The sequence below is a fragment of the Nonomuraea sp. IBHARD001 genome, assembly GCF_056106265.1.
The window spans coordinates 2,448,300-2,473,283 of the sequence record NZ_JBWBBW010000002.1 but is presented as its reverse complement, the minus strand read 5'-3'; the positions used below and the strand labels follow the sequence as shown (position 1 = coordinate 2,473,283).

The 24,984-nt window shown below is 72.2% G+C and carries 23 protein-coding genes; 5 read left to right on the top strand and 18 right to left on the bottom strand.

The window, feature by feature from the left end; all coding sequences use genetic code 11:
- Positions 1–11: 11 nt before the first annotated feature.
- Positions 12–311 (top strand): DUF3467 domain-containing protein, encoded by a 300-nt coding sequence (locus ACTWNK_RS13505; protein ID WP_474304268.1) that lies wholly within the window; start codon positions 12–14, stop codon positions 309–311.
- Complete coding sequence (locus tag ACTWNK_RS13500; RefSeq protein ID WP_474304267.1) at positions 308–1,750, top strand: phytoene desaturase family protein; 1,443 nt, start codon at positions 308–310, stop codon at positions 1,748–1,750. The genes ACTWNK_RS13505 and ACTWNK_RS13500 overlap by 4 nt, the downstream gene beginning before the upstream one ends.
- On the opposite strand, the gene ACTWNK_RS13495 is transcribed toward ACTWNK_RS13500, so the two are convergent.
- The 5 genes from ACTWNK_RS13495 to ACTWNK_RS13475 all read right to left on the bottom strand — a co-directional run bounded on the left by ACTWNK_RS13495 (position 1,747) and on the right by ACTWNK_RS13475 (position 7,473).
- Entirely contained in the window at positions 1,747–2,919 is a 1,173-nt protein-coding gene (locus tag ACTWNK_RS13495; protein ID WP_474304266.1) for an alpha/beta hydrolase family protein, read from the bottom strand. The two genes, ACTWNK_RS13500 and ACTWNK_RS13495, sit on opposite strands and share 4 nt — an antisense overlap.
- Positions 2,920–3,076: 157 nt before the next feature.
- The gene (locus ACTWNK_RS13490; protein WP_474304265.1) at positions 3,077–3,604 is read right to left on the bottom strand and encodes a hypothetical protein; all 528 of its coding nucleotides are present in this window, start codon (positions 3,602–3,604) and stop codon (positions 3,077–3,079) included.
- Positions 3,605–3,737: 133 nt separating this feature from the next.
- Positions 3,738–4,784 carry a threonine aldolase family protein gene (locus tag ACTWNK_RS13485; RefSeq protein WP_474304264.1) on the bottom strand — a complete coding sequence of 349 codons (1,047 nt, stop codon included), beginning with the start codon at positions 4,782–4,784 and terminating at the stop codon, positions 3,738–3,740.
- 8 nt (positions 4,785–4,792) lie between these two features.
- Positions 4,793–5,422 (bottom strand): SDR family NAD(P)-dependent oxidoreductase, encoded by a 630-nt coding sequence (locus tag ACTWNK_RS13480; RefSeq protein ID WP_474304263.1) that lies wholly within the window; start codon positions 5,420–5,422, stop codon positions 4,793–4,795.
- Positions 5,419–7,473, bottom strand: coding sequence for a DUF6421 family protein (locus tag ACTWNK_RS13475; protein WP_474304262.1), 2,055 nt, complete (start codon positions 7,471–7,473; stop codon positions 5,419–5,421). The genes ACTWNK_RS13480 and ACTWNK_RS13475 overlap by 4 nt, the downstream gene beginning before the upstream one ends.
- 173 nt (positions 7,474–7,646) lie before the next feature.
- On the opposite strand from ACTWNK_RS13475, the gene ACTWNK_RS13470 reads away from it, so the two are divergent.
- The gene (locus ACTWNK_RS13470) at positions 7,647–8,351 is read left to right on the top strand and encodes a hypothetical protein (RefSeq protein WP_474304261.1); all 705 of its coding nucleotides are present in this window, start codon (positions 7,647–7,649) and stop codon (positions 8,349–8,351) included.
- Here the strand turns inward: ACTWNK_RS13470 and ACTWNK_RS13465 are convergent.
- The 10 genes from ACTWNK_RS13465 to ACTWNK_RS13420 form a co-directional block, all read right to left on the bottom strand.
- Positions 8,291–8,956 (bottom strand): response regulator, encoded by a 666-nt coding sequence (locus ACTWNK_RS13465; protein ID WP_474304260.1) that lies wholly within the window; start codon positions 8,954–8,956, stop codon positions 8,291–8,293. The genes ACTWNK_RS13470 and ACTWNK_RS13465 overlap by 61 nt on opposite strands.
- Positions 8,953–10,068 carry a sensor histidine kinase gene (locus tag ACTWNK_RS13460; protein ID WP_474304259.1) on the bottom strand — a complete coding sequence of 372 codons (1,116 nt, stop codon included), beginning with the start codon at positions 10,066–10,068 and terminating at the stop codon, positions 8,953–8,955. Before ACTWNK_RS13460 ends, ACTWNK_RS13465 begins: the two co-directional genes overlap by 4 nt.
- Positions 10,069–10,193: 125 nt before the next feature.
- Positions 10,194–11,753, bottom strand: coding sequence for a serine hydrolase domain-containing protein (locus ACTWNK_RS13455; RefSeq protein WP_474304258.1), 1,560 nt, complete (start codon positions 11,751–11,753; stop codon positions 10,194–10,196).
- A 103-nt stretch (positions 11,754–11,856) separates the two neighbouring features.
- Positions 11,857–13,353: a serine/threonine-protein kinase gene (locus ACTWNK_RS13450; RefSeq protein ID WP_474304257.1), complete on the bottom strand. Its 1,497-nt coding sequence runs from the start codon at positions 13,351–13,353 to the stop codon at positions 11,857–11,859.
- Entirely contained in the window at positions 13,350–14,936 is a 1,587-nt protein-coding gene (locus tag ACTWNK_RS13445; RefSeq protein ID WP_474304256.1) for a hypothetical protein, read from the bottom strand. The genes ACTWNK_RS13450 and ACTWNK_RS13445 overlap by 4 nt, the downstream gene beginning before the upstream one ends.
- Before the next feature lie 78 nt (positions 14,937–15,014).
- Positions 15,015–15,677 (bottom strand): adenosylcobinamide amidohydrolase, encoded by a 663-nt coding sequence (locus ACTWNK_RS13440; protein ID WP_474304255.1) that lies wholly within the window; start codon positions 15,675–15,677, stop codon positions 15,015–15,017.
- Positions 15,674–16,447 carry an ABC transporter ATP-binding protein gene (locus ACTWNK_RS13435; RefSeq protein ID WP_474304254.1) on the bottom strand — a complete coding sequence of 258 codons (774 nt, stop codon included), beginning with the start codon at positions 16,445–16,447 and terminating at the stop codon, positions 15,674–15,676. The genes ACTWNK_RS13440 and ACTWNK_RS13435 overlap by 4 nt, the downstream gene beginning before the upstream one ends.
- Positions 16,447–17,457 (bottom strand): FecCD family ABC transporter permease, encoded by a 1,011-nt coding sequence (locus ACTWNK_RS13430; RefSeq protein ID WP_474310908.1) that lies wholly within the window; start codon positions 17,455–17,457, stop codon positions 16,447–16,449. The genes ACTWNK_RS13435 and ACTWNK_RS13430 overlap by 1 nt, the downstream gene beginning before the upstream one ends.
- Before the next feature lie 59 nt (positions 17,458–17,516).
- Positions 17,517–18,476, bottom strand: a complete 960-nt coding sequence (locus ACTWNK_RS13425; protein ID WP_474304253.1) for an ABC transporter substrate-binding protein — start codon at positions 18,474–18,476, stop codon at positions 17,517–17,519.
- A 233-nt stretch (positions 18,477–18,709) separates the two neighbouring features.
- A complete protein-coding gene (locus ACTWNK_RS13420) occupies positions 18,710–19,624 on the bottom strand; it encodes a Gfo/Idh/MocA family protein (RefSeq protein ID WP_474304252.1) in 915 nt (304 codons plus the stop codon).
- 120 nt (positions 19,625–19,744) lie between these two features.
- Between ACTWNK_RS13420 and ACTWNK_RS13415 the strand changes: the two genes are divergently transcribed.
- Both ACTWNK_RS13415 and ACTWNK_RS13410 read left to right on the top strand, forming a co-directional pair.
- A complete protein-coding gene (locus ACTWNK_RS13415) occupies positions 19,745–20,590 on the top strand; it encodes a sulfotransferase family protein (protein WP_474304251.1) in 846 nt (281 codons plus the stop codon).
- Positions 20,587–21,747, top strand: a complete 1,161-nt coding sequence (locus tag ACTWNK_RS13410; protein ID WP_474304250.1) for a glycosyltransferase family 4 protein — start codon at positions 20,587–20,589, stop codon at positions 21,745–21,747. The genes ACTWNK_RS13415 and ACTWNK_RS13410 overlap by 4 nt, the downstream gene beginning before the upstream one ends.
- A gap of 7 nt (positions 21,748–21,754) precedes the next feature.
- On the opposite strand, the gene ACTWNK_RS13405 is transcribed toward ACTWNK_RS13410, so the two are convergent.
- From ACTWNK_RS13405 to ACTWNK_RS13395, 3 genes are read right to left on the bottom strand one after another with little or no spacing between them, the layout of a single operon-like run.
- The gene (locus ACTWNK_RS13405; RefSeq protein WP_474304249.1) at positions 21,755–22,225 is read right to left on the bottom strand and encodes a hypothetical protein; all 471 of its coding nucleotides are present in this window, start codon (positions 22,223–22,225) and stop codon (positions 21,755–21,757) included.
- A gap of 56 nt (positions 22,226–22,281) precedes the next feature.
- Positions 22,282–23,814, bottom strand: a complete 1,533-nt coding sequence (locus tag ACTWNK_RS13400; protein ID WP_474304248.1) for an N-acyl-D-amino-acid deacylase family protein — start codon at positions 23,812–23,814, stop codon at positions 22,282–22,284.
- Position 23,815: 1 nt separating this feature from the next.
- A complete protein-coding gene (locus ACTWNK_RS13395) occupies positions 23,816–24,910 on the bottom strand; it encodes a M20 family metallopeptidase (protein ID WP_474304247.1) in 1,095 nt (364 codons plus the stop codon).
- Positions 24,911–24,984: the final 74 nt, after the last annotated feature.

Here is a 24,984-nt window from a genome sequence, read left to right as displayed (position 1 = left end):
ACCATAGGGGCATGGCGAACGATGATCAGGAAAGCCGGCTGGAGGTCACGATCTCCGCGGACGTCGAGGCGGGAGACTACGCGAACTTCGCGTCGGTCTGGCATACCCAGGATGGGTTCGTTCTCGACTTTGCGGTGATCACCAGGCCGCCGCAGCTCAACGACGATCCCGAGTCCGGTGAGCGCTACATCAGCGTGCCGACGCGGATCGTCCGGCGTATCAGGATTCCTCCGGCCCAGGTCTTCGAGCTGATGAAGGCGCTGGAGCAGCAGCTGACCGCCTTCGAGAAGGAGACGGGCCGCACCTCGTGAACCGGGCACACGACGCCGTCGTCCTCGGCTCGGGGCCCAACGGGCTGGTCGGCGCGGTGACACTGGCCGAGGCCGGGCTGCGCGTGCTGCTGCTGGAGGCGCAGCCGCGTTTCGGCGGCGGACTGCGCACCGAGGAGCTCACGCTGCCCGGCCTGCTGCACGACGTCTGCGCGAGCGTGCTGCCGCTCACCCTCGCCTCCCCCGCGCTGCGCTCGATGGACCTGGACGTGGAGTTCGCGCATCCGCCCGTGGCCGCGGCGCACCCGCTCGACGGCCGCGACGCCGTGCTGGTGCACCGCGACGCCCGCCGTACGGCACGCGGGCTCGGGCCGGACGGCGCCGCGTGGGAGGCGAGCGTGGGGGCGGCGGCCAGGGCCGGGCTGCCGCTGGTCGACACCCTGCTGACGCCGCTCGGACGGCCGCCGGGCGGCGAGGGGCTGCGCAGGTTCGTGCCCGGGGCTCCGGTGGCGGCGGCGCGGTTCGGGGCGGCGGCGGTGCTGCCCGCGACCGTGCTCGGGCGCACCGTGTTCAGGGGGCGGGCGGCCAGGGCGGCGTTCGCGGGCATGGCGGCGCACTCGATGCTCGACCTGCGCGCACCGATCACCGGGGGGTACGGGCTCATGCTCGGCTCGCTGGCGCATCTGGTGGGCTGGCCGTTCGTCAAGGGCGGCGCGCAGCGGCTGGCCGACGCCCTGCTGGCCAGGTTCGCCGCGCTGGGCGGCGAGGCGGTCGCCGGGCACCCGGTGCGTGACCTGGCCGAACTCGACGCGCCCGTCGTGCTGCTCGACCTCACGCCCCGGCAGTTCCTGCGGATCGCCAGGCTGCCCGCCGGGTACCGGCGCCGCCTCGAGCGCTATCGCTACGGGCCCGGCGTGTTCAAGGTGGACTGGGCGCTGGACGGGCCGGTGCCGTGGCGTGATCCCCGTGTCGCCTCGGCCGGGACCGTGCATCTGGGCGGGACGATGGAGGAGATCGTGCTGAGCGAGCGTGCGGTGAGCGCCGGTCGCCATCCGCTCAGGCCGTACGTCCTGCTGACCCAGCCCGCGTCGGCCGATCCCACGCGGGGCGGGCATCCGGTGTGGGCGTACTGCCACGTGCCCAACGGCTCGCGCGTGGACATGACGTCGGCGATCGAGGCGCAGGTCGAGAGGTTCGCACCGGGCTTTCGGGACCGGGTGCTCGCCAGGCACACGATGGACACGGCCGCGATGAGCGCGCACAACGCCAATCTGGTCGGCGGCGACATCGGGGGCGGTCTCGGCAGCCTGGGGCAGTTCGTCCGGCCGGTGTGGTCGGCGGCACCGTGGCGCACGCCCCTGCCGGGGGTGTACCTGTGCTCGGCCGCGACGCCACCCGGCCCCGGCGTGCACGGCATGGGCGGCCTCCAGGCGGCCAGGCACGCCCTCGGCTCCCTGGGAGTGCCCGTCGGCGACGGCTAGCGTGCGACCCAGCGGAAGGTGACCTCAGGGAAGGCGGGGCTCGGGCGGTTGAGCAGGGAGCCGTGGCCGCCGAGGAACCAGGAGCGGAAGAAGGCGCCGACGTAGGCCCGGGTCACGGCGGCGGCGCGTGCGGCGGACAGGTCGCCGAACAGCAGGTCGAAGGTCTCATCCGGCAGGATCGCGCGCAACCGGCCGGGCTCGACGTAGAAGGGCGCGTCGGCGAAGGAGTAGTGCCCGGCGTCCTCGACCACCAGATGCCTGCCCCACGACCTGTGGTTGTCGCGGAAGCTGCCCCAGGTGGAGTGGTCCCAGTCGGCCGTGATCAGCAGGAAGGGCCGGTCCAGCCCGACCGACGGCGCGGAGGTGCCGAAGAAGGCGCCGTCCATGTTGGCGCCCGCCCGGATCCTGCCGTCGGCCAGCATGAGCTCGGCCGCCGCCGATCCGCCCATCGAGTGGCCGAACGCGCCGATCCGGTGCTGGTCGACGCGTCGCCACAGCGGGTTGCCCTCGCGGTGGCGCAGGATCCAGTCGAGGGTGAAGCGCAGGTCGCCGACCCTGGTCCTGATGTTGATCAGGTCGTCGGCCTCGGTCGGCTCGGCCGGGAGGACCGAGTGCACGACCCTGCCGTCGGGAAAGTCGACCGCGGCGGCGTCGAAGGTGTGGTCGACGGCGACGACGGCCAGGCCGTGGCTGGCGAGCTCCTCTGCCAGCAGGGTGGCGTTGGCCCTGCCGCCGCCCCAGCCGTGGCTGAACAGCACCAGCGGCAGCCCGCCGATCGAGCGCAACGCGGTGAGCCCGGTCCTGGCCCTCGGCCTGATCACGGCCAGCGAGCCGGGCGCGGCGCCGAGTTGACGCTCAAGCCTGGCCAGCGCGCCCGGTCCCATGTAGAGCGCCGGGTTGCCCCCGTGCCGCTGCTGGACGGGGAACCACGTCTGCACCATCAGCTCGCGCTTGCGGCCGTCTCCGGCGTAGGGGTCGGACCTGTCGTGGTCCACAAGATGGGTGATCTCGGTGCCGACCGGGTGCGGCCCGGTGGGAGCGGGCAGCAGGCCGGACGCGCCGGGGTGCGAACCCCCGGCGGCGTGGGCCGGTGCGACCTGCCAGCCCGCTCCGAGGAGGGCGGCGGTACCGAGGACGACTCTGCGACGGCTGAGGAGGCTTTCCGTCATGGCGGCGACCTTCCTAAACTGGTGCACGGCAGCGCGCCGCGTCCGCCCAGTTCCCCTCCTTAGAGCTGTGCGGCAGCCGGTTCACGTCCGATGAATTACTTATAAGAAACTTTCCTATAAATAAATCGCTTGAACGGCCCGGCGTCAAGGCCCAGATTCAAGCTTTACCGGCCCGTCGCGCGCCCTGCGCCGCCAGTCCCTGCCACGAGGCCACGAAACAGCCCGCGAGCAGGGTGATCCCCGACAACACGCCCGCGACCAACGGCGTCCACGCGACCGCCGCCGTCTCGGCCATGACCAGGCCGGCCACACCGAGGCCGGTCAGGATGACGCCCGGCGCCAGCACACTGCCCGCCTTCCACACCCGGGCCAGAGCGACGAAGTGCACACCGACCACGACGGCGACCCAGGCCACGTTCGACTGTTCGGGACGGTCGAACGCCTGCAGCAGGGCGATGCCGCCGAACAGCGCCACCGCCTCGGCCACCACGACGAGCACATAGCCCTTGCCGAACATGCCGCCGGGCGGACCCGGCTCCGGCCGTACCTCACCGCGCCTCTCCCTGCCCACGGCGACGACCCACATGGCGATGATCGCGACGAGCGTCAGGACGGCGGCGGCCCTGAGCAGGGTGGCGACGGCGGTGTCCAGGGGGGCGTGCGCGTTGACGATCACGAAGACCATCCCGAAAACCGCGCCAATCAACAATCCGGTCATTCTTTGCATGAGGGCACACGATAGCCAGGCCCACGCGCCGGTGCCGATCAAGGGGCCGATCAAGGGGCCGATCGGCACGGCGCGAGGGAGCGGCCGGGCCTCAGCGCATCTCCTCCGCCACCGCGGCGGCGAAGGCATCGACATCGGCCTCGGTGGTGTCGAAGGCGCACATCCAGCGCACCTCTCCGGTGGCCTCGTTCCAGGTGTAGAAGCGGAAGCGCTTCTGCAGGCGTTCGGTCACGTCGGGCGGCAGGACGGCGAAGACCGCATTGGCCTCGACCGGCCTCGGCACGACGACTCCCGGGATGCCGGACATCGCGGCGGCCAGGCGGCGGCCCATGGCATTGGCCTGACGGGCGTTGCGCAACCACAGGTCGCCACCGAGCAGCGCCTCGAACTGCACCGAGACGAAACGCATCTTCGACGACAGCTGCATGAACGTCTTGCGGATGTACTCCACGCCGCGTGCGGCGTCGGGGTTGAGCACGACGACCGCCTCGCCGTACAGCAGGCCGATCTTGGTGCCGCCGAAGGACAGCACGTCGACGCCCGCGTCGGTGGTGAGCGCGCGCAGGGGCACGTCGAGGGCGGCGGCGGCGTTGGTCAGGCGGGAGCCGTCGAGGTGGACCAGCAGGCCCAGGTCGTGGGCGTGGTCACAGACGGCCCTGATCTCGGCGGGGGTGTAGACCGTGCCGAGTTCGGTGGTGTTGGAGATGGAAACGACGCGCGGCTGGGCGCGGTGCGGGTCGCCGAAGCCCCAGGCCTGCCTGTCGATCAGGGCGGGGGTGAGCTTGCCGTCGGGCGTGGGCACCGGCAGGAGCTTGATGCCGCCCGTCACCTCGGGCGCGCCGCCCTCGTCGGTGTTGATGTGCGCGCTCTCGGCGCAGACGACGGCCTCCCAGTGTGCGGTCATCGCGCGCAGCGAGACGACGTTGGCCGCCGTCCCGTTGAACACCGGCCAGGCCTGCGCCCGCTCGCCGAAGTGCGCCTTGAACACGCCCTGGAGCGCCTCGGTGTAGACGTCGTCCCCGTAGGCGATCTGGTGGCCCTCGTTGGCCACGGCGATGGCCTGGAGGATCTCCGGGTGCACCCCGGCGTAGTTGTCGCTGGCGAAGCTCTTCAGTGCGGGGTCGTGGCGGGGGGTCACGGCGGAGCTCACTGGGTGAGGTCCAGTCGCGTGCCGTTGATCTCGCCCGCCGGACGCTCGTAGAGGTCGGCCACGGCCTTGGCCAGATCGCGCACGTCGGTGTACCCGGCGAAGGCGGCGTCCGGCTTGGCGGCCCGCATCTGGTCGTTGACCAGGGCCTTGACCACGAGGATCGTCGCCGCGGCCGGGGTGTCGCGCAGGGCGTCGGCCAGCGACAGCGTCCACGCCTCCGAGGCGGCCTTGGCGGCCGAGTAGGCGGCGCCACCCGCCGTCGGCCGCTCCGCCGCCTTGGCCGAGACGATGACGAAGCGCCCGTTGCCGGAGGCGCGCAGCAGCGGCTCGAAGGCGAGCGAGACGTGCTGCAGCGTGCGGATCAGCAGGTCGTGCAGCAGATCCCAGTCCTCGAGCCGGGTCTCGGCGAACGTCTTGGACCCACGCCACCCGCCGACCAGGTGCACCACACCGTCGACGCGCCCGTGCTCCTCGGCGACCCGATCGGCCAGCGCCTGTACGGCGGCGCGGTCGAGCAGGTCGACGTCGTCCTTGTCGACGCCGATCACGGTGTCGCCGCGCGAGACGAAGTGGTCGGTGACGGCCTGGCCCGTGGGACCTGCCGACCCGGTGACAAGGATGATCATGCGCGGATCCCCTTCGTGGACTCGACTACGTCGGCCAGCTTACGACGCAGTGCCTCGTAGAACATGCTCAGGGGGAACTCGTCCGACAGCACGGCGTCCACCATGCCCTTCTGCTCATCGGGCAGGTCACGACGCTTCCACACCGAGTTCGGGTGCGGCTCGACATAGGCCGAGACCAGCTCGTAGGCGGCCAGCCAGTGCGCCAGCTTGGAGCGGTCGATGCCGTCGCGGTAGAGCTTCTCCACCTCGGCACGAAGATCGGCGACGCCGTCGGCGACGCGGGCCCAGTCGATGGACAGCGCGTTGTCCGTCCAGCGCACGATGTCGTTGCGGTGCAGGTAGGCGAACAGCAGCTGCCCGCCGAGCCCGTCGTAGTTGCGCACGCGCTCCCCCGTGATCGGGAAGCGGAACAGCCGGTCGAACAGGATCGCCAGCTGCACGTACCTGGCGTGCGGCACGCCCTCCCGCTCCAGCGTCACGGCCTCGCCGAACGCGGTCAGGTCGCAGCGCAGCTCCTCGAGCGAGTACAGCCAGAACGGCATGCGCTGCTTGATCATGAACGGGTCGAACGGCAGGTCGCCGTGGCTGTGGGTGCGGTCGTGGATGAGGTCCCACAGGACGAAGGTGTCCTGGGCGAGCTCCTGCGAGGCGACGAGGCGCTCGGCGTCGGGCGGCAGGGTGAGCTTGAGCGTGGCGGCGGCGGCCCCGCTGACGGCGCGGAAGCGCGCGGCCTCGCGGTCGGCGAAGATGCCTCCCCAGGTGAAGCGCGCGGGCGTCGTGCGCACCGCGACGGTCTCGGGGAAGAGCACGGCGGAGTGGGTGTCGTAGCCGGAGGTGAAGTCCACGAACGCGATCGGCACGAACATCGGGTTGTCGTAGGCGCCCCGCTCCAGGGCTGCCAGCCACTCGGGCCAGATCGTCCGCAGCCAGACGGCCTCGATGTTGCGGTTCGGATTGCCGTTCTGGGTGTACATGGGGAAGAGCACGAGGTGTTCGAGCCCGTCGACCCGCTGGGTGTCGGGGTGGAAGAGGTCGAGCGAGTCGAGGAAGTCGGGCACGCCGAGCCCGCCGTCGGCCCAGGCGCCGAGATCGGCCCGCACGGCGGCGAGGTAGGCGGCGTCGTGCGGGAAGAAGGGCGCCAGCGCACCCACGAGGCCGGAGATCCTCCCCACCAGGGCGAGTGCGCGCTCCTTCTCCTCCGGGACCGAGCCGTCCTTGACCTGCAGCGGGCGGAGCTCCTCGACGACGGCCTTGAGATCGGCGAACAGCGCGGCCTTGGCCGGGTCGCCCGCCTCGCCGCGCGCGCCTTCGGGGATGCGCGCCGCCCAGGTGACCACATTGCCCCAGAGAGTCGCGTGGTCGAGGTCGCCGATGGAGTCGTCGCCGAACAGGTCGGAGTCGGCGAAGGCCACCACGCGGCCCTTGCCGTACGGCACGGCGACGGCCAGGGGGGCCTGGGCGGGGTCGGCGCTGTCGGAGGTGGCGAACAGCACGCGTGCCTCCTGCCCGGCGGCCAGCGTCCCGGCGCGGTAGAAGCAGGCCTGGGCGGCTCCGGCGAGCAGGCCGCCCTTCTGGCCCGGCACGCCGCGCACCCAGGCGGCGACGTCACGGTAGGCGTTCCTGGGGTCCTGCACGGTCGTGTGACGGATGCTCACCCCGAAACGGGCCAGCAGTTCGTCCAGGTTGTTGCCGTACTTGTCCTGCTCGTGCTCGGCCAGCACGACCAGGCCGCCGCCGTCGGCCACGTGGCTCTCGATCGCGTTGAGCTCGGCGGCGGAAAGGAGCGGGCTGCCGTGTCCCGTCGTGCGCTCCCAGCGCTCCTGCGACGGGTGCGCGATCACGAGGACGTCCTGCCCGGCGAGCGCCTGCGGCGTCAGCGCGCCCTCGGCGTGCGCGGTCACGGTGTGGCCGAGACGGCGCAGGGTCTCGGCGGCCCGCGCATAGCTGTTGTCGTCGGGATGCCCGGGATTCATGGCCTCGGCGACGTCACGCCGGATGGTCCATGACTCGCTGTGCGCCTCGTCGAACAGAACACTGGGGAACGCCCTCATGAAAAATCTCCCGCATCAGAGGTCTATTGACGGAAAATATACACATATGACCCCCCTACTAGCCAATAACCCCCGAGAGGATGACCCCAGGTCACCCGCCCGGCGGACGACCGCGACCGCCTGCCGCACCTAGCGTCCTGGCTACACGATCCGCACATGGCAAGGACATTTCGATGCTCAGCAACCAGGTCACCTTCCGCCGCATCGCGGCGGGAACACTCATCGTCGTCGCACCGCTCCTGCAGGCGGTGGCCGCCGTCGTCGACCCCGGCACCTGGGGCGACGACCGGGAGGCGGTCAGCTACTTCGACAACCCGGCGCTCGCCCAGCTGCAGTCGGCGCTCTACCACTGGAGCTGGCTGCTCATGGCCGTGGCCGCCTTCGGCCTGGTGCACGTCACCCGGCGCAAGGCGACCGTATTCGGGCACGTCACCGGCTCGCTGACCGTCGTCGGCTACATCACGATGTCCGGTCTGCTGCTGAGCGACCCGGTCGAGTGGTGGCTGGCCGCGCGCCACACGCCCGAGGAGGCCCAGCGCATCCTCGGGGAGATGATGGACCTGCCCGGCGTGGTGTTCGGCTTCCAGCTGCCGTGGATGTTCTTCGGCATGCTCGGGCTGCCGCTGCTGGTGGTCGCCGTGTGGCGCTCCGGCTTCGTCGGCTGGTGGGTGCCGCTGGTGGTGGCGGCCGGGTACCTCGGCTCGTTCGCCGTGAGCTACGGCCCCGTCACCGCCGTGCTGTGGAGCGTCCCGGTCGTCGCGTTCGGCCACATCGGGGTGAAGATCCTGCGCATGGGCGACGAGGCCTGGGCCGCCTACTACCCGATCGCGGCGCCCGGCCGTACCACGCCGGACTCGTATGCGAACACGACCGCCTGAGCCCGGTCGCGCAGGTGCAGCTTCATCAGCACGCGTGCCACATGCGTCTTGACCGTGGCCTCGCCGACGAACAGCTCACGGGCGATCTCGGCGTTGGTCAGGCCACGGGCCAGGAAGCGCAGCACCTCCAGCTCGCGCGGGGTCAGCTCGGCGAGCTGGGGCGGCGGCGAGGGGTCGTGCCGACCGGCGAAGGAGGCGATGACCCGGCTGGTGACGGCCGGGTCGAGCAACGCGTCGCCCGCGTGCACGATCCTGATCGCCTCGACCAGCTGCTCGGGCGGCGAGACCTTCAGCAGGAACCCGCTGGTCCCGGCCCTGAGCGCGGCATAGAGGTTCTCGTCGGTGTCGAACGTGGTCAGCATGATCACCTTCGGCGGCCTCGGCCCCTCCAGGATCTCCTTGGCCGCCGTCAGCCCGTCCATGCGCGGCATCGAGATGTCCATCAGCACGATGTCCGGCTGGGTACGGCGGGCGACGGCCAGCGCCTCGAGCCCGTCGGCCGCCTCGCCCACCACCTCCATGCCGGGCTCGCTGTCGACGACCATGCGCAGGCCGACCCTGACCATGGCCTGGTCGTCGGCGATGACGATACGGACTGCGGTCATACCAGCACCTCCTGGGAGATCGGCAGGCTCGCGTGCACGCGGAAGCCGCCCTTCTGTCGTGGTCCGGCCTCGAATCGCCCGCCGAACAGCTCGGCCCGCTCGCGCATGCCCGCCAGGCCGTGCCCGGTCGACAGGCCCTGGGCCGTGCTCCTGCCGTTGCCGTCGTCGACGACCTCGACCTCGACGGAGTCGGCGTGATAGACGACGGCGACGCCGATCGCGGCCTCGCCGCCGTGCTTGACGGCGTTGGTCAGCGCCTCCTGCGCGATGCGATAGGCCGACAGGTCGACGCCGGGCGGCAGCCGTACCGGGTCGCCGGTGACGGCCAGGCTCACGCGCACGCCGGAGGAGGCCAGGGTGTCGACGGTGGCCCTGAGCATCTCCAGGCCGGGCTGCGGCAGGGCCTCGTCGAGCGGCATGCGCAGCGCGCCGAGCATGACGCGCAACTCCTCGACCGCCTCGCGGCCCGTGCGCTCGATGAGGTGCAGGGCGTCGGCGTGCTCGGGGCCGGAGACGCGGCGCAGCACGCCCGCCTGCATGACCATCATGCTGACGCTGTGCGCCACGACGTCGTGCAGTTCGCGTGCGATGCGCAGCCGCTCCCCGGCCACGGCCTCGGCGGCCTCCTCGGCCGCGCGCCTGGCCCGCAGCAGGTACCAGCGCAGCGGCAGCCCGGTGAGATAGGCGGCGCCGAAGATCACCGTCAGGAAGATGATCTCTTCGAGCGGCAGGAACCGGTGATCGACCGCGCCGGAGTCGAAGATCGCGATGCCCAGCAGCGCGACGAACGCGCCGTGCCGAAGCCGCAGCTCGGCCCCGACCGTGTGGAAGACGATGAGCAGCGCCGAGAGCTGCCACACCGGACAGCCCTCGTTGCCCTGCCGATGCCAGGCGTACTGGGCGACGATCATGAGGACGAAGACCGCGACGGGCGACCTGCGCCTGAACCACAGCAGCACGCCGGTGACGACCGCCTGGACGACCCACCACAGCTGCGGGTTCTGCGTGGCTCCGTAGGAGGTGGCCGTGGTGAACGCTTCGAGGGTGCCGAGCACGATCACGGCCGAGCCGATCAGCAGGTCGACCTTGGGGAGGGGGATGCGCAGGGCCATGCTGGGGAGATTAGACCGTTCCTGGCCGATTTCCCATGCCGGGATCGGCCCCGCCAAGTGGCTTCCAAGTCACCTGCAAGTCGGTGCGCCCGGCTCCCCGCGCCGGGAGCCGGGCGCACCGCACGTCAGCCGAGGCGTGCGAAGCGGATGCCGCTGCCGGCCCTGGGGCCACGCAGCAGCAGGCCGTCCTCGTCCCGCTCGACGACGAACATCGAGAAAGTGTAGAGGTTGTCGCCCGCCGCGAGCAGCTTCTCCGGCTGCTGCCAGCCCCTGCGGATCCGCAGGCCGTGCTCGTCGTCGGTGATCCGGTAGGTCGCGCCGAGCGCCTCACTGCGGTAGTCGCCCGCCACCTCGGCCCCCGCCGGCCCCTGCACCCGCACCAACTCGCCCGTCAGCAGGTACGGCACCGCCATGCGCACGGTGCCGTCGGCGCGCAGCACCAGCTCGGCCCCGGCGCTGAAGCCTTCGAGGGACAGCACGTGGTCGCCGCCCTCCACCCTGCGCGGGATCAGCGCGATGCTCTCGCCGACCGCCCGCATCGCCAGGCCGCCGGGCGTGAGGACGAGTTCGGCCAGCAGGCTGCGCCTGTCGTCGTGGTACCACCCGGCGAAGGCGCCGAGGTCGGCGTCGCCCTCGCGCACGGCCTCGGGCTCCGCGGGCGCCGCCTCGATGCCGAGCAGCCCGGCCGCGACGGCCGCGGTGGCCCCGTCGACGTCGCCAGGCGTGTTGGCCAGCAGGATCACACTCAGCCGCTCGTCCGGGTAGCGGACGAACTGGCAGCGGTAGCCGCCCCACGAGCCGCCGTGGCTGACCGTCGCGTGCCCGCCGTGCTCGCCGTGACCCAGGCCGTAGGCGTAGGGGATCTCGCTGCCGTCGGCCAGCCTGCCCCGGGTGAGGAGGCGTTCGATCAGCGCGTCGCCCTCGGGCAGCGTGCAGCCGTAGAACTGGCGGTCCCACCGGGCCAGGTCGCCCACGGTGGTCTGCACGGCGCCGTCGCCGACGACGTCGAGGATCGGCATGTCGAGGGTGAAGCCGCCGCCTTCGGCCCGCTGGTAGGCCGAGGCGCGCCTGGCGATCACCTCGGTGAAGTCGTCGCGCACGAAGGTGGAGGTCATACCGAGCGGCCCGAAGACGCGCTCGTGCAGGAACTCGCGCAACGTCAGGCCGCTCACCAGGCGGACCAGCCTGCCGAGCAGCAGGTAGCCGGAGTTGCTGTAGGAGAAGCGCTCGCCCGGCTCGAAGTCGAAGTGCTCCTGCGCGGCGATCAGGGCGGTGAGCTCGTCCTCGGTGTAGAGGTTGTCGATCGGCCTTCCGGCCAGCATGAGCAGCGACAGGTAGTCGGGGACGCCGCTGGTGTGGTGCACGAGCTGGCCCACGGTCACCATGGGATGGCGGCCGTGCTCGAACTCGGGGAAGTGGTCCCGGATGTCGTCCTGCGCCGTGATCTTCCCGTCCAGCTCCAGCAGGGCGACGGCGGCGGCGGTGAACTGCTTGCTGGTCGAGGCGATGTCGAACCTGCTGTCCACCGCGATCGGCACGCCGAGCTCCAGGCTGGCCAGGCCGTACGCGGCCGAGTGGACCACCTCGCCGTCGCGTACGACGGCGAGCGCGCAACCGGGCGCGTCCGGGCTGTTCCAGGGGGCGCAGGCGGCCTGGACGAGGTCGCGCACGTTCTCAGTCGTCATGGGCCCACTCTGCCGCAGCCCCGCGATCGGCGAACTGTGCACGGCGACGAACTCGGGCCTGCCGCCTTTGGCGCACCGCACACACCCGCCTCGGGCACGGGCGTCAGCGGAGCTCGACCCTGCTGCCGACCCGCGAGGCGACCTGGTCGTCGCAGGCCGCCTGGGCGCAGAAGTACATGAGCAGCGCCCGCTTGCCCGGCCTGTCGATCAGGTAGGCGGTGAAGCGCAGGCTGCCGCCGCCCTTGGGGTCGCTGACCGAGCCCTCGACCCTGCTGGCCGCCCTGGTCGCCACCGTCACCGAGGTCGGGCCCGAACTGACCGACACGGTGCCGGGCAGCATGGTCTGCAGCACCTCCTGGGTCTGCTGGCCGTCCGCCTTGGGGTCGATGGTGTCGGCGAGTTGCGCGTAGACGCCCTGGGCGTCGTCGAGGGCGTTGACGGCCGTCCAGTCGGCGTCGACGCCCGCGACGAACAGCGGCTCGAACACCTGCACGTCCGGCGCGACCAGCGTGAACAGATCGGCGTGGTCCTTCGTCGCCCAGCCTTCGGGATGCTCGAAGCTGAGCCCGGCCACCGGTGTGCCCTCGAAGCGCGCCCATCCCCCCTCGCCGCCGCCGAGCCCGCCCCCGAACACCAGGTAGGCGACCAGCGCCAGCGCCGCGAGCGCCGCACCCGCACTGGCCAGCGCCAGGACCGGCACCTTGCGCCTACCCTGCGTACGGCCCGGCTGCTGCGGCACCGGCGAGGCCGGCCTGGTCTCGACGAGCTGCCCGCTGATCGCGTCGCGCAGGGCTCCCACGAAGGCGGTGCAGCTCGGATAACGCTGCTCGGGCGACTTGGCCAGCGCCCTGGCCATCACCCCGTCGACCTCGAGCGGCAGGTCGGGCCTGACCCTGCTCAACGGCTCGGGCGCCTCGGCCAGATGCGCCCACAGCAGCGCGATGTCGTTGTCCCGCTGGTACGGCTGCCGCCCGGCGAGCGCCTCGTAGACCACACAGGCCAGGGCGTACTGGTCGGCCCGGCCGTCGATGATCTCCTTGTTGATCTGTTCGGGCGCCATGTAGCGCGGCGTGCCGATGAACTGGTCGGTCTGGGTCAGGCCGGAGATCGACGTGCGGTGCTTGGTGATGCCGAAGTCGGTGAGGTAGACATGGTCGCCCGCCAGCAGGATGTTGGCCGGTTTCACGTCGCGGTGGATCAGGTCGTGGGCGTGCGCGGTGTCGAGCGCGGCGGCGACCTGGGCGAAGATGCGGTTGGCCAGGCCGACCTCCATCGGGCCCGTGTCCATGAAGAAGCGCCGCATGTCCGAGCCGTCGACGTAGCGCATGGCGATGAACAGCACGCCGTCGTCGTCGGCGTTGGCCTCGTAGATCGGGATGATGTTGGGGTGCTCGATGCTGGCGACCGTGCGCGACTCCAGGATGAAGCGCTGCCTGAACCTGTCGTCGACGCTGAGCAGCGGGTTGAGTATCTTCAGCGCCACCCTGCGGCTGAGCCTGGGGTCCAGTGCGAGGTAGACGACGGCCATGCCGCCTTTGCCGATGATGTCCTCGATGTAGTAGCCGGCGACCACCTGACCGATGAGGGATCTGTCGTTCACGACCGTGGCGCCTCGATGGGCTGGCCGCAGAAGCCGCAGAACTTGTGCGCGGCGCCGAGCCGCATGCCGCAGGCCGTGCAGTACTTCACCGAGGGGGCCGAGCCGGTCTCCACGAGCAGCGGATCGCCCGAGGTGGCCGGGCCGGTCGGGGCGACCAGCGGGAAGGCCTGGCTGCGGCGCACGACGACGGTCGGGTCGGACCTGTCGTCCGCGACCCTGGCCGCCGCGCCCGCCACGAACGGCGGCGGGGTGAGCACCCGGCCGGGGTCGGTCGGGCTGGGCTGCGGCACGAAGGGCGCGACGGGCCTGCTGGGCTCGGGGACCGCGGCCGTGTGCGGCTCGCCCGGCCGCCTGCCCCTGCGCCACAGGACGAAGGCCCCGGCGAGCGCGGTCAGGAGCAGCAGCCCGACCAGGCCGATGAGCAGCCACGGCACGGCAGACCTGTTCGCGGGGGCGGCGCTGAGCCTGGTGCCGGCGTCCTCGGCGGTGCCCTTCTTGGCCTCGGCCGTCTTCAGGTGCTCGGCGGCCACGACATGGCCGGGGTAGAGGTCGAGCACGCGCTGGAAGGCGGGGACTGCGTCGGAGAAGTACTTGCTGTGGAACCGGGTCAGCGCCACCTCGAACGCGGCGTCGACCGTGCCTCTGCGCGCTTCGACGCCCGCGCTCTTGAGCGTCGAGGCGACCTCCCTGACGCCGATCATCCTGGCCTCGGCGCCGCCGCCGACGAGCAGGCCGATGACCTTGCCGTCCTGGTTGCCGATGACGGGCGCGCCGCGCAGGCCGCCGTCGACGAGCTTGCCGAGCTTCTCCGGCTCCTTGACCTTGCCCTCGGGGTCGGTGAAGCCGCGACCGGCCGATCCCGCGCCTCCGGCGGCCAGGTGCGCGATGTCGGTGTGGTGCTTGACGCCCTGGGCGGGCCTGGCCAGGAAGCCCGCGACCGCGACGGGCGAGCCCGGCTTGCCCGGCACCTCAAGGGCGAGCGGCGCGGTGGGCAGTCCGGCGCTGCCGTCGCCCCTGCCTTCGGGCATGAGCACGGCCGGGCTGTCGGGCTTCGAGCCGACCTGTACGGCCTTGGTCTTGAAGCCCTGCTTGTCGGGCGGCGAGAGGTTGGGGTAGATCGTGATCTCGGGGACGATCTCGATGATGCAGGTCGCGGTCGGCTTCTTCGGCGGGTAGCACTCCTGCAGATGCCGGTTGAGCAGCGGGTCCTTGACGGTGTGCTTGTCGAAGTCGTCCGGGACCTTCACCTTGTGGTGCTCGGCGAAGATCTTGTTGGCGGCGTAGACGGCCAGGTCCCTGTCGTCGCGTACGACCCTGGTCAGGGTGACGACCGCGCCCTCGGGGTTGACCACGATGCCGGTGCCGACGCCGGTCGGGACCTCGTAGGACCGCTCCACATGGACGAGCTGGCCCACGTGGTCGAGCAGGGTGATGTTGACGGTGTTGCGCGCCTCGACGCGGACGACCGCCGGGGTGACCAGGTCGGTGATGCCGCTCGGGTGCTCGTGGGCCAGTGCGGCGGGCACGGCGACGAGGGCGACGCCCATGACGCCACCGACGAATACCGCAAGACGCCTCTTCACGACTTACCCCCAGGAATGACACCAGCGTCCCAAGCACATCGGATATGTCAAGAGGTGCGTTACACAGACAAGCGCTTGCTAGGCGTCATTCCCCGGGGTGCCGGCCGCCGCCCGGCGCGTCCAGTCGGCCGTGCCGCGTGCCACCGCCGCGTGTACGGCGCGTGCGGTCCTCGCCCCCCACTCCGAGCGCGGACCGCCGAACAGGTGCTGCTCACCGGCCGACCTGACCGCCACGCAGACCGCGTCCGACGCCGTGCCCGTGCCGGGGAAGCCCGCCTCGGCCAGGGCCTGTGTCTTCGCCTCGGTGACCGTCATGACCAGATTGACGAGAGCCGCGTCGGTCACCGCCACGGGCAGCACGGCGACGATGTTGATCGTGCCCGGCAGGTACATGGGGGCGAGCTCGGGGTCCGGCCTGCCCTCGGGGGAGGCGGCCCACGTCGGCACCCGCAGCCCGACCGTCGCCACCACCTCGACGCCGCCGTCGCACGCGCTCGTGCGCCGTTCGACCGAGGCCGCGGTCATCATGCCGACGCCGGGGCCGTCGGGGGCCAGCTCCAGCAGGTGCTCCACCGGGTCCATCCGCGCGTAGCCGCCGGGCACCTGGGCGTTGAGCACCCACAGGGGCTCGGCGAAGCCGCCGCCGAGCATCGCCGACGAGATCGTCCGCCAGCCCGGCCCCAGCTCCCATACCAGCGTGCCGAGCCGTACCCCGTCCTCGACGCGGTGGGTGAGCTTCACGGTCCTCCTCTGACCAGGTGCACGACGGGCCGTCCGTCGGGGCCGGGCTCCACCTTGACATGGGCGTCGAAGTGGCGGCCGATCAGGTCCTCGGTCAGCACCTGGGCGGGCAGGCCGGTGGCGGCGGCGCGGCCTTCGGCGACGAGCAGGAGGCGGTCGGCGTACTGCCCGGCGATGCTGAGGTCGTGCAGCGTCGTCACCACGGTCAGGCCGTCGGCCAGTCTGAGCCGGTCGACGAGTTCGAGCACCTGCTGCTGGTGGCCGAGGTCGAGCGCGGTCGTCGGCTCGTCGAGCAGCAGCACGGGCGCCTGCTGGGCCAGCGCCCTGGCCAGGACCACCCGCTGCCGCTCTCCCCCGGACAGCTGCCCCACCGCACGCCCGGCCAGGCCGGTCAGGTCGAGCCGCTCCAGCACCGACGCCGTCACCAGCCTGTCGCCCCGCCCCTCCCTGCCCAGATAGGGGATGTACGGCGTGCGGCCGAGCAGGGCGTAGTCGAAGACCGTCATGTCGGGCGGCAGCGCCGGGCTCTGCGGCGCGTAGGCGACCAGCCTGGCCCGCTCGCGCGGCTTGAGCGAGGCCGTCGGCCGCTCGCCGAGCAGGACCTGTCCGGTGTGCGGCACCAGGCTCATCACCGCGCGCAGCAGGGTGGACTTGCCCGCGCCGTTCGGCCCGATGACCGCCAGCCACTCCCCCTTGCGCACCCGCAGGTCCACCTCGGTGAGCACCTCGCGCTCGCCGAGCCTGACACCGAGGCCGCGTGTCTCGATCATCACATCGCCGCCCTTCGGGTCATCCGCAGCACGCCGACGAAGAACGGCGCCCCGACGAACGCCGTCACCACGCCGATCGGCAGCTCGGCCGGTGCGACGACGGTCCTGGCGATCAGGTCGGCCAGCACCAGGAACGCGCCCCCGGCCAGCAGCGACAGCGGCAGCACCACCCGGTAGGAGCCACCGGCCAGCCGCCTGACGACATGCGGGACCACGATGCCCACGAAGGCGATCAGGCCGCTCACCGCGACCGCGGCGGCCGTGGCCAGGCTCGCGCCGAGCAGGACGAGCAGTCTGACCCGCCCCGCGCGCACGCCCAGGCTCGACGCCTCGTCGTCGCCGACCGACAGCACGTCCAGCATCCGGCCGTGGGTGAGCAGGACGAGCACCGAGACCACGCCGTAGGGCAGCATCGTCCAGACCTGCTCCCACCCGCCGCCGACGTCGCCGAGTATCCACGAGTAGATGCGCTGCAGCTCCTCCACCTTGAGCTGCTGCACGAACGTCTGGATCGCGGTCAGGAACGAGGTGACGGCGACTCCCGCCAGCACCAGCGTCGCGGTGCCGCCCGCGCGCCCGGCCGTGTTGCCGAGCGCGTAGGCCAGCAGCACCCCGCCGACGGCCCCGGCGAACGCGGCGGCCGGGATCGAGAACGCCGGAAGGAACACGATCACCAGCGTGACCGTGAGCCCGGCCCCCGAGGCCGCGCCCAGCAGATAGGGATCGGCCAGCGGATTGCGGAACACGCCCTGGTACCCGGCGCCCGCCACGGCCAGCAGCCCGCCGACGCAGGCGGCCAGCAACACCCTGGGCAGGCGCAGCTCGTACAGCAGGCCGCTCTCGACGGGAGCCAGACCGGTCTCGGCCGAGACGAAGGGCAGCCAGTCGAGCACCTGCAGCAGCACCTGGCCGGGCGGGATGTCGGCCGCGCCGCCGAGCAGCCCGAGCAGCATCGTGGCCAGCAGGACCACCAGACCGGCCAGCAGCCACAGCGGCCTGGCCCGCGCCACGGCGTTCCTGCCGGGCGCGAGCCCTTCACCGCCGGGTGCGGCGGCCTTCGGACGCGGCACTAGCGCGTGGCCGCCTTCTGCACGGCCGCGTCGATGCTCTTGGCCAGGTCGACGATGCGCGGGCCCCAGCGCGACGCGATGTCGTCGTCGAGCTCCACGACCTGACCGTTCTTGATCGCCGACAGGTCCTTCCAGCCGGGGCGCTTGGCCAGCGCCGCGGCGTTCTGCTGACAGCACTTCACATCGGCGAGGAAGATCAGGTCGGGGTCGGCCTTGGCGACGAACTCGGCCCCCAGCTTGGGATAGCCGCCCGCCGCGTCCGGCGCCTCGTCGGCGATGTTGACCAGGCCGAACAGGCCGTAGATCTGGCCGATGAACGTGCTGGAGGTCGCCGAGTAGGGCGTGACGTCCAGCTCGTGGTAGTAGGTCAGCTTCTTGTCCTTGGGCGCCGCCGCGGCCAGCGCCTCGATGGAGCCCTTCATCGCGGTGACGACCTCGTTCGCCTTGGCCGTGTTGCCGGTGGCGGCGCCGAGGTCGACGATCTCGTCGTAGGCCTCCTCCAGCTTGTTCGCGGCGGGTTCGAGCAGAACCGGCACCTGGACCTTGGACAGCTCGGCGACGATCTTGTCGGTGTCGTTGGCGACGATCACCAGGTCGGGCTTCTGGGCGACGATCGCCTCGACGTTCGGCTTGAAGCCGGACAGGTCGGTCCTGGGCGCCTCGGCCGGGTGGTTGGACTGGTCGTCGACCGCGACCACCTGGGGGCCCGCGCCGATGGCGTAGAGGGTCTCGGTGGCCGTCGGCGAGAGCGAGACGATCCGCTCGGGCCGCTTGGCGAGCGTGACCTGGCCGTTGCCCACCTCGACGGTGACCGGGAAGGCCTGCGCGCCGCTCTGCGAGGCGGCGGGCGCCGGGGTGGCCGATGTCGTCGTGGAGCCTGAGCCGGAGCCCTGGCCGCATCCGGCGAGGGCGAGCGTGCCGAGCATGGCTGCGGCGATGACCGTGCGTACGGGCCTCACGAGGGGGTCCTTTCCTAGGCATGACCTCATGGCGGCACGGAGACCCGGTGAAACGACGGATCACCCTTTTCCACGAGGGTTGACGACGTCGGCGCAGCGGCAGGCGACCTGGCTATGACAGTTGCGGGACAGCGCCGGACTCTCACCGGACTTCGCTGCGGCACTGCGCGTCGGACAAACGTTATCAATCCCCGGCTACAGCCCGCTGTCAAGGGGCAGCGGGCCGCACCCGGTCACCCGGCCAGCTGCGCCTCGGCCGAGGCGATCACGCGCTGGATGCGCAGGCCGTGCGCCGCGTCGAGGCGGTGGCCGCCGCCCTGCCGTACCGTCTGGGCGAACTGGGCCGCGACCTCGGCGAACAGGTCGTCGCCCACGGCTGAGCCGTCGAACAGCGCGCTGCCCTTGCGGCCGAACACCGACACGCTTGAGGGGGGCAGGTCGCCGGAGGCGGCCATGCTGAAGGAGGCCTCGCTCACCGCGCCGCCCTCGTGTTCGAGCAGCAGCCCGACCCACAGCAGCGGGTCGCCGTGCGCGCGCACGGAGGTGATCGGCCCGAGCGCGGCGTCGAGCAGGTCGAGCACGTGCGGGCCGACGTCCAGCAGCGCACCGCGCTCCAGCCGCCACGGGGTGGCGAACGCGCCGCCGAGCAGCGCGCCGGAGACGTTGAGCGCGTGCCCGCCGAACGGGTCGACCTCCGCCGCCCTGGCGATGAAGTCCTCGGTGACGTCCGAGTAGCGCAGACTGAAGATCATCTGAGTCGGCACCCCGGTCTCGGCCACCACCGCGGCCAGCCGCTCGGCCCCCTCAAGGCTGTCGGCGAGCGGCTTCTCCAGCAACAGCGCCTTGCCCGCCCGAGCCGCCGTGAGCGCCCGCTCGGCCTGTACGGCGGGCGGCACGCAGAACGCCACCGCCTCGCATGCCTCCAGCAGGTCCTCGTATCGCTCGAACACCGGCGCCTCGGCCTGGCCCAGATCGGCCGCCACCTTGCGCACGAGCTCGCCCGCCGCCTCGGGCCGCCTGGCCCAGACCCCGGCCAGCCGGGTGTGCGGCCCGGCCGCCAGCATCGGCGCGTGCACCATCTCGGCCCAGGGTCCAGCCCCGACCAGTCCTACGGCCACCGGCTCCACATCGTCCTCCTTGATCGGCATCCCCTCGACCTTAGGCCGCACGCGCGGACCCGGGGAGAGGGGGTACCGGGAGCGGGAGAGAGGACTGCCTAACCCTCACGCACAGCTACTTGCCAGGCAGGCTGGGTAGCGTGCACCGGCATGACGTGGCACGGCAGGCTGAACAGCGCTCTCGTCAGGCTCACCGGCTTCCAGGTGAACCGAGTAGGAAATACGAGAAAAGTGGCGGTTCCCCCCGAACCACCTCAGGTCAGACCGCCCGCCGACCCGCACCACGACCGGCTGCTCGTCGCGCCGATCTTCATCCTGTCGCCCGTGCGCTCCGGCTCGACCCTGCTGCGGGCCATGCTCAACGCGCACCCCGACCTGCACGCGCCGCACGAACTGCACGTGCGCAGGCTCGGCGTCGGCTTCGGCACCGCACTGGCCGAACGCGCGATGGAGGCGCTCGGCCACAACCGGGCCGATCTCGAACACCTGCTGTGGGACCGCGTGCTGCACAGGGAGCTGGCCCGCAGCGGCAAGAGGTTCTTCGTCGACAAGACCCCGGCCAACGCCTTCGCCTTCCAGCGGCTGGCCGCCTGCTGGCCCGACGCCAGGTTCGTCTTCCTGCTGCGCCATCCCGCCTCCATCGCCGCCTCCTGGCACGAGGCCGACCCCGCGAGGCGCACGCCCGAGGCCGCCGCGCTCGACGCGCTGAGGTACATGAAGGCGGTCCAGCGGGCCATGAAGGCGCTCTCGGGCCACACGCTGCGCTACGAGGACCTGACCGCCGAGCCCGAACGCGAGACCAGGGCGCTGTGCGCCTTCCTCGGCCTGCCGTGGAGCGCCTCCATGCTGACCTACGGCACGCAGGACGTCGTACGCAAGGGGCTCGGCGACTGGAAGGACAAGATCCGATCGGGCGTCGTGCAGCCGGGGCGCGAGGTGCCGTGCGACGTGCCCGAGGTGCTGGCTCCGCTGTGCGAGGCGTGGGGCTACACGTGAGGATCCGCTACCTGCTGCTGCACGCCTACGGCATGGGCGGCACCATCCGCACGGTGGTCAACCAGGCCAACGCCATGGCGGCGCTCGGGCACGACGTCGAGGTCGTCAGCGTCGTGCGGCGCCGTACCAGGCCGCAGTTCCGCCTAGATCCGCGTGTCACGCTCACCGCGCTCGTCGACCAGCGCCAAGGGGTGCGGGCCGACTCGGTCGGGCGCAGGGCCTGGCGCAGGCTGCGCGGGCGGCTCGTGCCCAGGGGGGAGTTCGCGGCCGGGTACTTCACCGAGCGGGTCGAGCGGGCCGTCGTGGCGCACGTCTCGGGTCTGGCCGGCGGTGTGCTGGTCACCACGCGGCCCGCGCTCAACCTCATCTCGGCCCGTCGCGCGCCGAGCAGCGTCGTACGGGTGGCGCAGGACCACATGAACCTGGCCACCTACCCGGCGACGATCCGCGAGCAGATCGCGGCGCACTACGGGCGGCTCGACGCGGTGGTGGTGCTGACCGGGGGCGAGCGGCGCGGCTACCAGGAACTGCTGCCCGGCACGCCGGTCGTGCGGATACCCAACGCGGTGCACGCCAGTACGGCCGGGCCGTCCGGCCAGAGCGAGCCGGTGATCGTCGCGGCGGGCAGGCTGGTGCCGCAGAAGGGGTTCGACCTGCTCATCCCGGCGTTCGCCCAGGTCGTGGCCGCCCATCCGCGGTGGCGGCTGAAGATCTTCGGCACCGGGCCGCAGAAGGAGCGGCTGCGGCGGATCGCGGCCGAGCACGGCGTCGGCGAGCACGTGCGGTTCATGGGCAACACCAGGAAGCTGGACCAGGAGCTGGCCTCGGCCTCGATCTACGCGCTGAGCTCGCGCTTCGAAGGGCTGCCGATGGTGATGATCGAGGCCATGTCGCACGCCCTGCCCGTCGTCGCCTTCGACTGTCCCACCGGACCCGGCGACGTGCTCACCCACGACGTCGACGGCGTGCTGGTGCCGCCGGGCGACATCGACGCGTTCGCACGGGCGCTGGGCGGGCTCGTCGCCGACCGTGAGCTACGGCTGCGCATCGGGCGTGCGGCGACGCGCACGGCGGCGCAGTACACGCCCGAGGTGGTCGGGCCGATGTGGGAGCGCTTGTTCGAGGAGCTGTCCACACCGGCGCGGGGCGAGCGGTAGCGCGGGCTCAGCGGCCCCTGCTCTCGGCGATGACGAGGACGGCGAACGCGGGCCAGGCAGGGACGTCGGGCGGCGAGGCCAGGACGGCGGCCTCGACGGCTCTCGGCCACAGCAGGCTCTGCTCGACCCAGCGGCAGCTCACGGCATGGTCCTTCGCCTGGCCGCACGTCCTTGTCGCGCTCCAGTCCGGGCCCAGCGAGCGCCCGATCTCGGCCAGGACCTCGTCGGCCGCGCTGCCTTCGGGCACGGTGAAGAGGCGGGCCCTCGCCTGGCCGTACTCCGAGGCGAGGCCGTCGGTCAGCCGGGCGGCCAGCACGTCGACGGTGCGCTCGTAGACGCCGTCCGGCAGGTCCGGGTCGGCGTGCGCGGGGGCCCGGACCGAGGCCAGGTCGCCCGATCTGCCCCAGCTCACACCGATGGCCACCCCCGCGACCAGGACGGCCAGGGCGGCGAGCACGAGGACGACACGCTTGGTCATGCCCATGAGCCTACGGGCGATCACCGACAGACATCCCCGGGCCGGGGACGCCGGTGTCACCCGGCGCGCACGACGCTGCCCGCCCGCGTCCCCGTGTACGCGCCGTCGTCGAGGGCCACCACGCCCTCCAGCAGGACGTACCGCACGCCCACCGGGTCCAGGCCCGGCTGCTCGTATCCGCCGGGATGGCCGATGCCGTCCCGGTCGAACACCGTCACGTCGGCCACCGCGCCCGGCAGCAGGTGCCCGCGCCCGGTCAGGCCGAACTGCGCCGCGCTCGCCGACGTCAGCTTGCGCACGGCCTCCTCCCAGCCGACCACGCCGAGCTCACGCACGTAGACGCCGAGGAAGCGCGGGAAGCAACCCCACGTGCGCGGGTGCTCGCCGGGCAGCGGCGGGCCGTTGTCGGAGCCGATGGCGATGAGCGGATCGGCCATGATCGTGCGCACGTCCTCCTCGCTCATCATCGTCACGACCATGGTGGCCGCCGGGTCGTCGGCGATGAGGTCGCAGGCCGTCTCCCACGGGTCGCGCCCGGCCGCGACGGCCGCGAGCGTGCGTCCCGCCGCCGTCCGGTGCTCGCCGATCAGCACGCCTTCCGGGGTGGCGTTGCGCCAGATGCCCGCGCCCGAAGTGCGGGCCGGGTCCTCGGCGATCGCCCTGAGCCTGGCGCGTTCGGCCGGGTCGGCGAGCCTGGTGACCAGCAGCCCTCCGGCGAGCGCCTCGGGCGGCAGCAGCGCCGACAGCGCCGTGCCTCCGGCCAGGTAGGGGTACTGGTCGCCGCGCACGTCCACGCCTTCGGCCCTGGCCGCGCGCAGCCGGTCGAGCAGCATACGGGACTTGCCGTGGTTGGCCGTGCCCGCCGCCTTGCAGTGCGAGACCTGCAGCCGCACCCTGGCCCTGCGGGCGATCTCGACCGCCTCGTCCAGCGCCGCCTCCAGGGCGTCGCCCTCGTCCCTGATGTGCGTGGTGTACGGCCTGCCGTACCTGTGGGCCACCTTGGCCAGGGCCACCAGCTCCTCGACGTCGCCGTAGGCGCCGGGCGGGTAGATCAGGCCGCTCGACAGGCCGATCGCGCCCGCCTCGAACGCCTGGGCCGCCAACTCGCACATGCGTTCGAGGCCGCCGTCCGGCAGGCGTTCGGCGTAGCCCGCCACCTCCAGGCGCAGGGTGGAGTGGCCGACCAGTGTGGCCATGTGGTTGACCGGCCGTGCCGCCTCGACGGCGTCCAGGTAGGCCTCGAACGTCCAGGCCTCGTACGGGATGTTCTGCGCGAAGTCGCCGACCAGGGCGGCGTCGCTCAGCGGGGCGAAGGAGAAGCCGCAGTTGCCGTTGATCTCGGTCGTCACGCCCTGTCTGAGCTTGAACGGCTGCGGCTCGGCCATGAAGGGCACCAGGTCGGAGTGGCAGTGCGGGTCGATGAAGCCGGGTGCGACCGCGAGGCCCGAGACGTCGATCACCCTGGTCGCGGCGCCGAGCCCGGAGCCGACGGCGGTGATCCTGCCGCCGGAGATCGCCACGTCGGCCACCCGGGCGGGCGAGCCGAGACCGTCGTACACCGTGCCGCCGCGCAGCAGTACCTCGTGCATGTCAGGCGCCCTCTCTCGTGTGTGCTCCCGGGTGCGCCGGGTCGTCGGTCGGCAGGCGAAGCCGCCGGACCAGGGCGGCGAGCAGGGCGGTGCGTCCCGGCAGGGAGGCGAGGTCCACCCATTCTCCTTCGGCGTGCGCGTTTCCTCCGGCCGCGCCGAGTCCGTCGAGCGTGGGCACGCCGACCCCTGCGGTGATGTTGCCGTCCGAGCCGCCGCCGACATGCGCCTGACGCAGCGGCGGCAGCCCGAGCCCGGCCGCCAGCTCGTCCGCGAGCAGGTACAGCCCCGCCGATGACGACGGCTCCAGCGGCGGGCGGTTCGGGCCTTCGACCAGGCGCAGCGAGGCGCCGTCCGCGATCGGCGCGAGGGCGCGCAACGCCGCCTCGACCCGGTCGAGTTCGGCGCGCTCGGCCGTACGCACGTCGATGCTCAGCGACGCCGACGCGGGCACGGTGTTGGCGGTCGTGCCCGCCGAGGCCAGCGTCGGCGTGACCGTGGTGCCCCTGGCCGCGTCGCCGAGCGCGTCGATCGCCAGCACGTGCCTGGCCAGCTCGACCGCCGCGTTGATCCCGCGCTCGGGGTCGAGTCCCGCGTGCGCGGCCCTGCCGGCGACCTCAAGGGTGTACTGCGCCACGCCCTTGCGCGCGGTCTTCAGCGCGCCGTCGGCGCTCGGCTCGGTGACGAGCGCGGCCCTCGCGCCCCTGGCCGTCTCCTCGATGAGCCGCTGCGAGGTCGGCGAGCCGATCTCCTCGTCCGCTGTGATCAGCACACTGACGCCGTCGAGCGAGTCCTGGGCCGCGAGCGCATGGAAGATCATCGCAAGGCCCGCCTTCATGTCGAAGCAGCCCGGCCCCGTGGCCCGGTCGCCGATCACCTCGAACGGCCAGCGGGCCAGCGTGCCGTGCGGCCACACCGTGTCGTAGTGGCCGAGCAGCAGCACGCGGGTCGGCCCGTTGCGCCACAGCAGGTGCGGGCCGTGCTCTTCGGGGGCCGTCCCGAGCAGGCGTCCGCCCATGGCGGCGACCACGGGACGGCATCGGCTCGGGTCCGATGTGGGCGATTCGCAGGAGACGAGTTCGGCGAGGTCGTCGAGCACAGGAGATCCATTCGGCAGGCGGTCCCTCCACGCTATGCACACCGGGGCCGCCGGGCGTCGGCGAGACGGACGAA

Excerpts from the sequence above, each read along its gene's own strand:
- ACTWNK_RS13495 (WP_474304266.1), bottom strand. The coding sequence starts at position 2,919 with ATGACGGAAAGCCTCCTCAGCCGTCGCAGAGTCGTCCTCGGTACCGCC.
- ACTWNK_RS13455 (WP_474304258.1), bottom strand. The coding sequence starts at position 11,753 with ATGACGACTGAGAACGTGCGCGACCTCGTCCAGGCCGCCTGCGCCCCC.
- ACTWNK_RS13405 (WP_474304249.1), bottom strand. The coding sequence starts at position 22,225 with ATGACCAAGCGTGTCGTCCTCGTGCTCGCCGCCCTGGCCGTCCTGGTC.
- ACTWNK_RS13470 (WP_474304261.1), top strand. The coding sequence starts at position 7,647 with ATGCTCAGCAACCAGGTCACCTTCCGCCGCATCGCGGCGGGAACACTC.
- ACTWNK_RS13480 (WP_474304263.1), bottom strand. The coding sequence starts at position 5,422 with ATGATCATCCTTGTCACCGGGTCGGCAGGTCCCACGGGCCAGGCCGTC.
- ACTWNK_RS13420 (WP_474304252.1), bottom strand. The coding sequence starts at position 19,624 with ATGCCGATCAAGGAGGACGATGTGGAGCCGGTGGCCGTAGGACTGGTC.
- ACTWNK_RS13475 (WP_474304262.1), bottom strand. The coding sequence starts at position 7,473 with ATGAGGGCGTTCCCCAGTGTTCTGTTCGACGAGGCGCACAGCGAGTCA.
- ACTWNK_RS13490 (WP_474304265.1), bottom strand. The coding sequence starts at position 3,604 with ATGGTCTTCGTGATCGTCAACGCGCACGCCCCCCTGGACACCGCCGTC.
- ACTWNK_RS13400 (WP_474304248.1), bottom strand. The coding sequence starts at position 23,814 with ATGCACGAGGTACTGCTGCGCGGCGGCACGGTGTACGACGGTCTCGGC.
- ACTWNK_RS13465 (WP_474304260.1), bottom strand. The coding sequence starts at position 8,956 with ATGACCGCAGTCCGTATCGTCATCGCCGACGACCAGGCCATGGTCAGG.
- ACTWNK_RS13460 (WP_474304259.1), bottom strand. The coding sequence starts at position 10,068 with ATGGCCCTGCGCATCCCCCTCCCCAAGGTCGACCTGCTGATCGGCTCG.
- ACTWNK_RS13505 (WP_474304268.1), top strand. The coding sequence starts at position 12 with ATGGCGAACGATGATCAGGAAAGCCGGCTGGAGGTCACGATCTCCGCG.
- ACTWNK_RS13435 (WP_474304254.1), bottom strand. The coding sequence starts at position 16,447 with ATGATCGAGACACGCGGCCTCGGTGTCAGGCTCGGCGAGCGCGAGGTG.
- ACTWNK_RS13415 (WP_474304251.1), top strand. The coding sequence starts at position 19,745 with ATGACGTGGCACGGCAGGCTGAACAGCGCTCTCGTCAGGCTCACCGGC.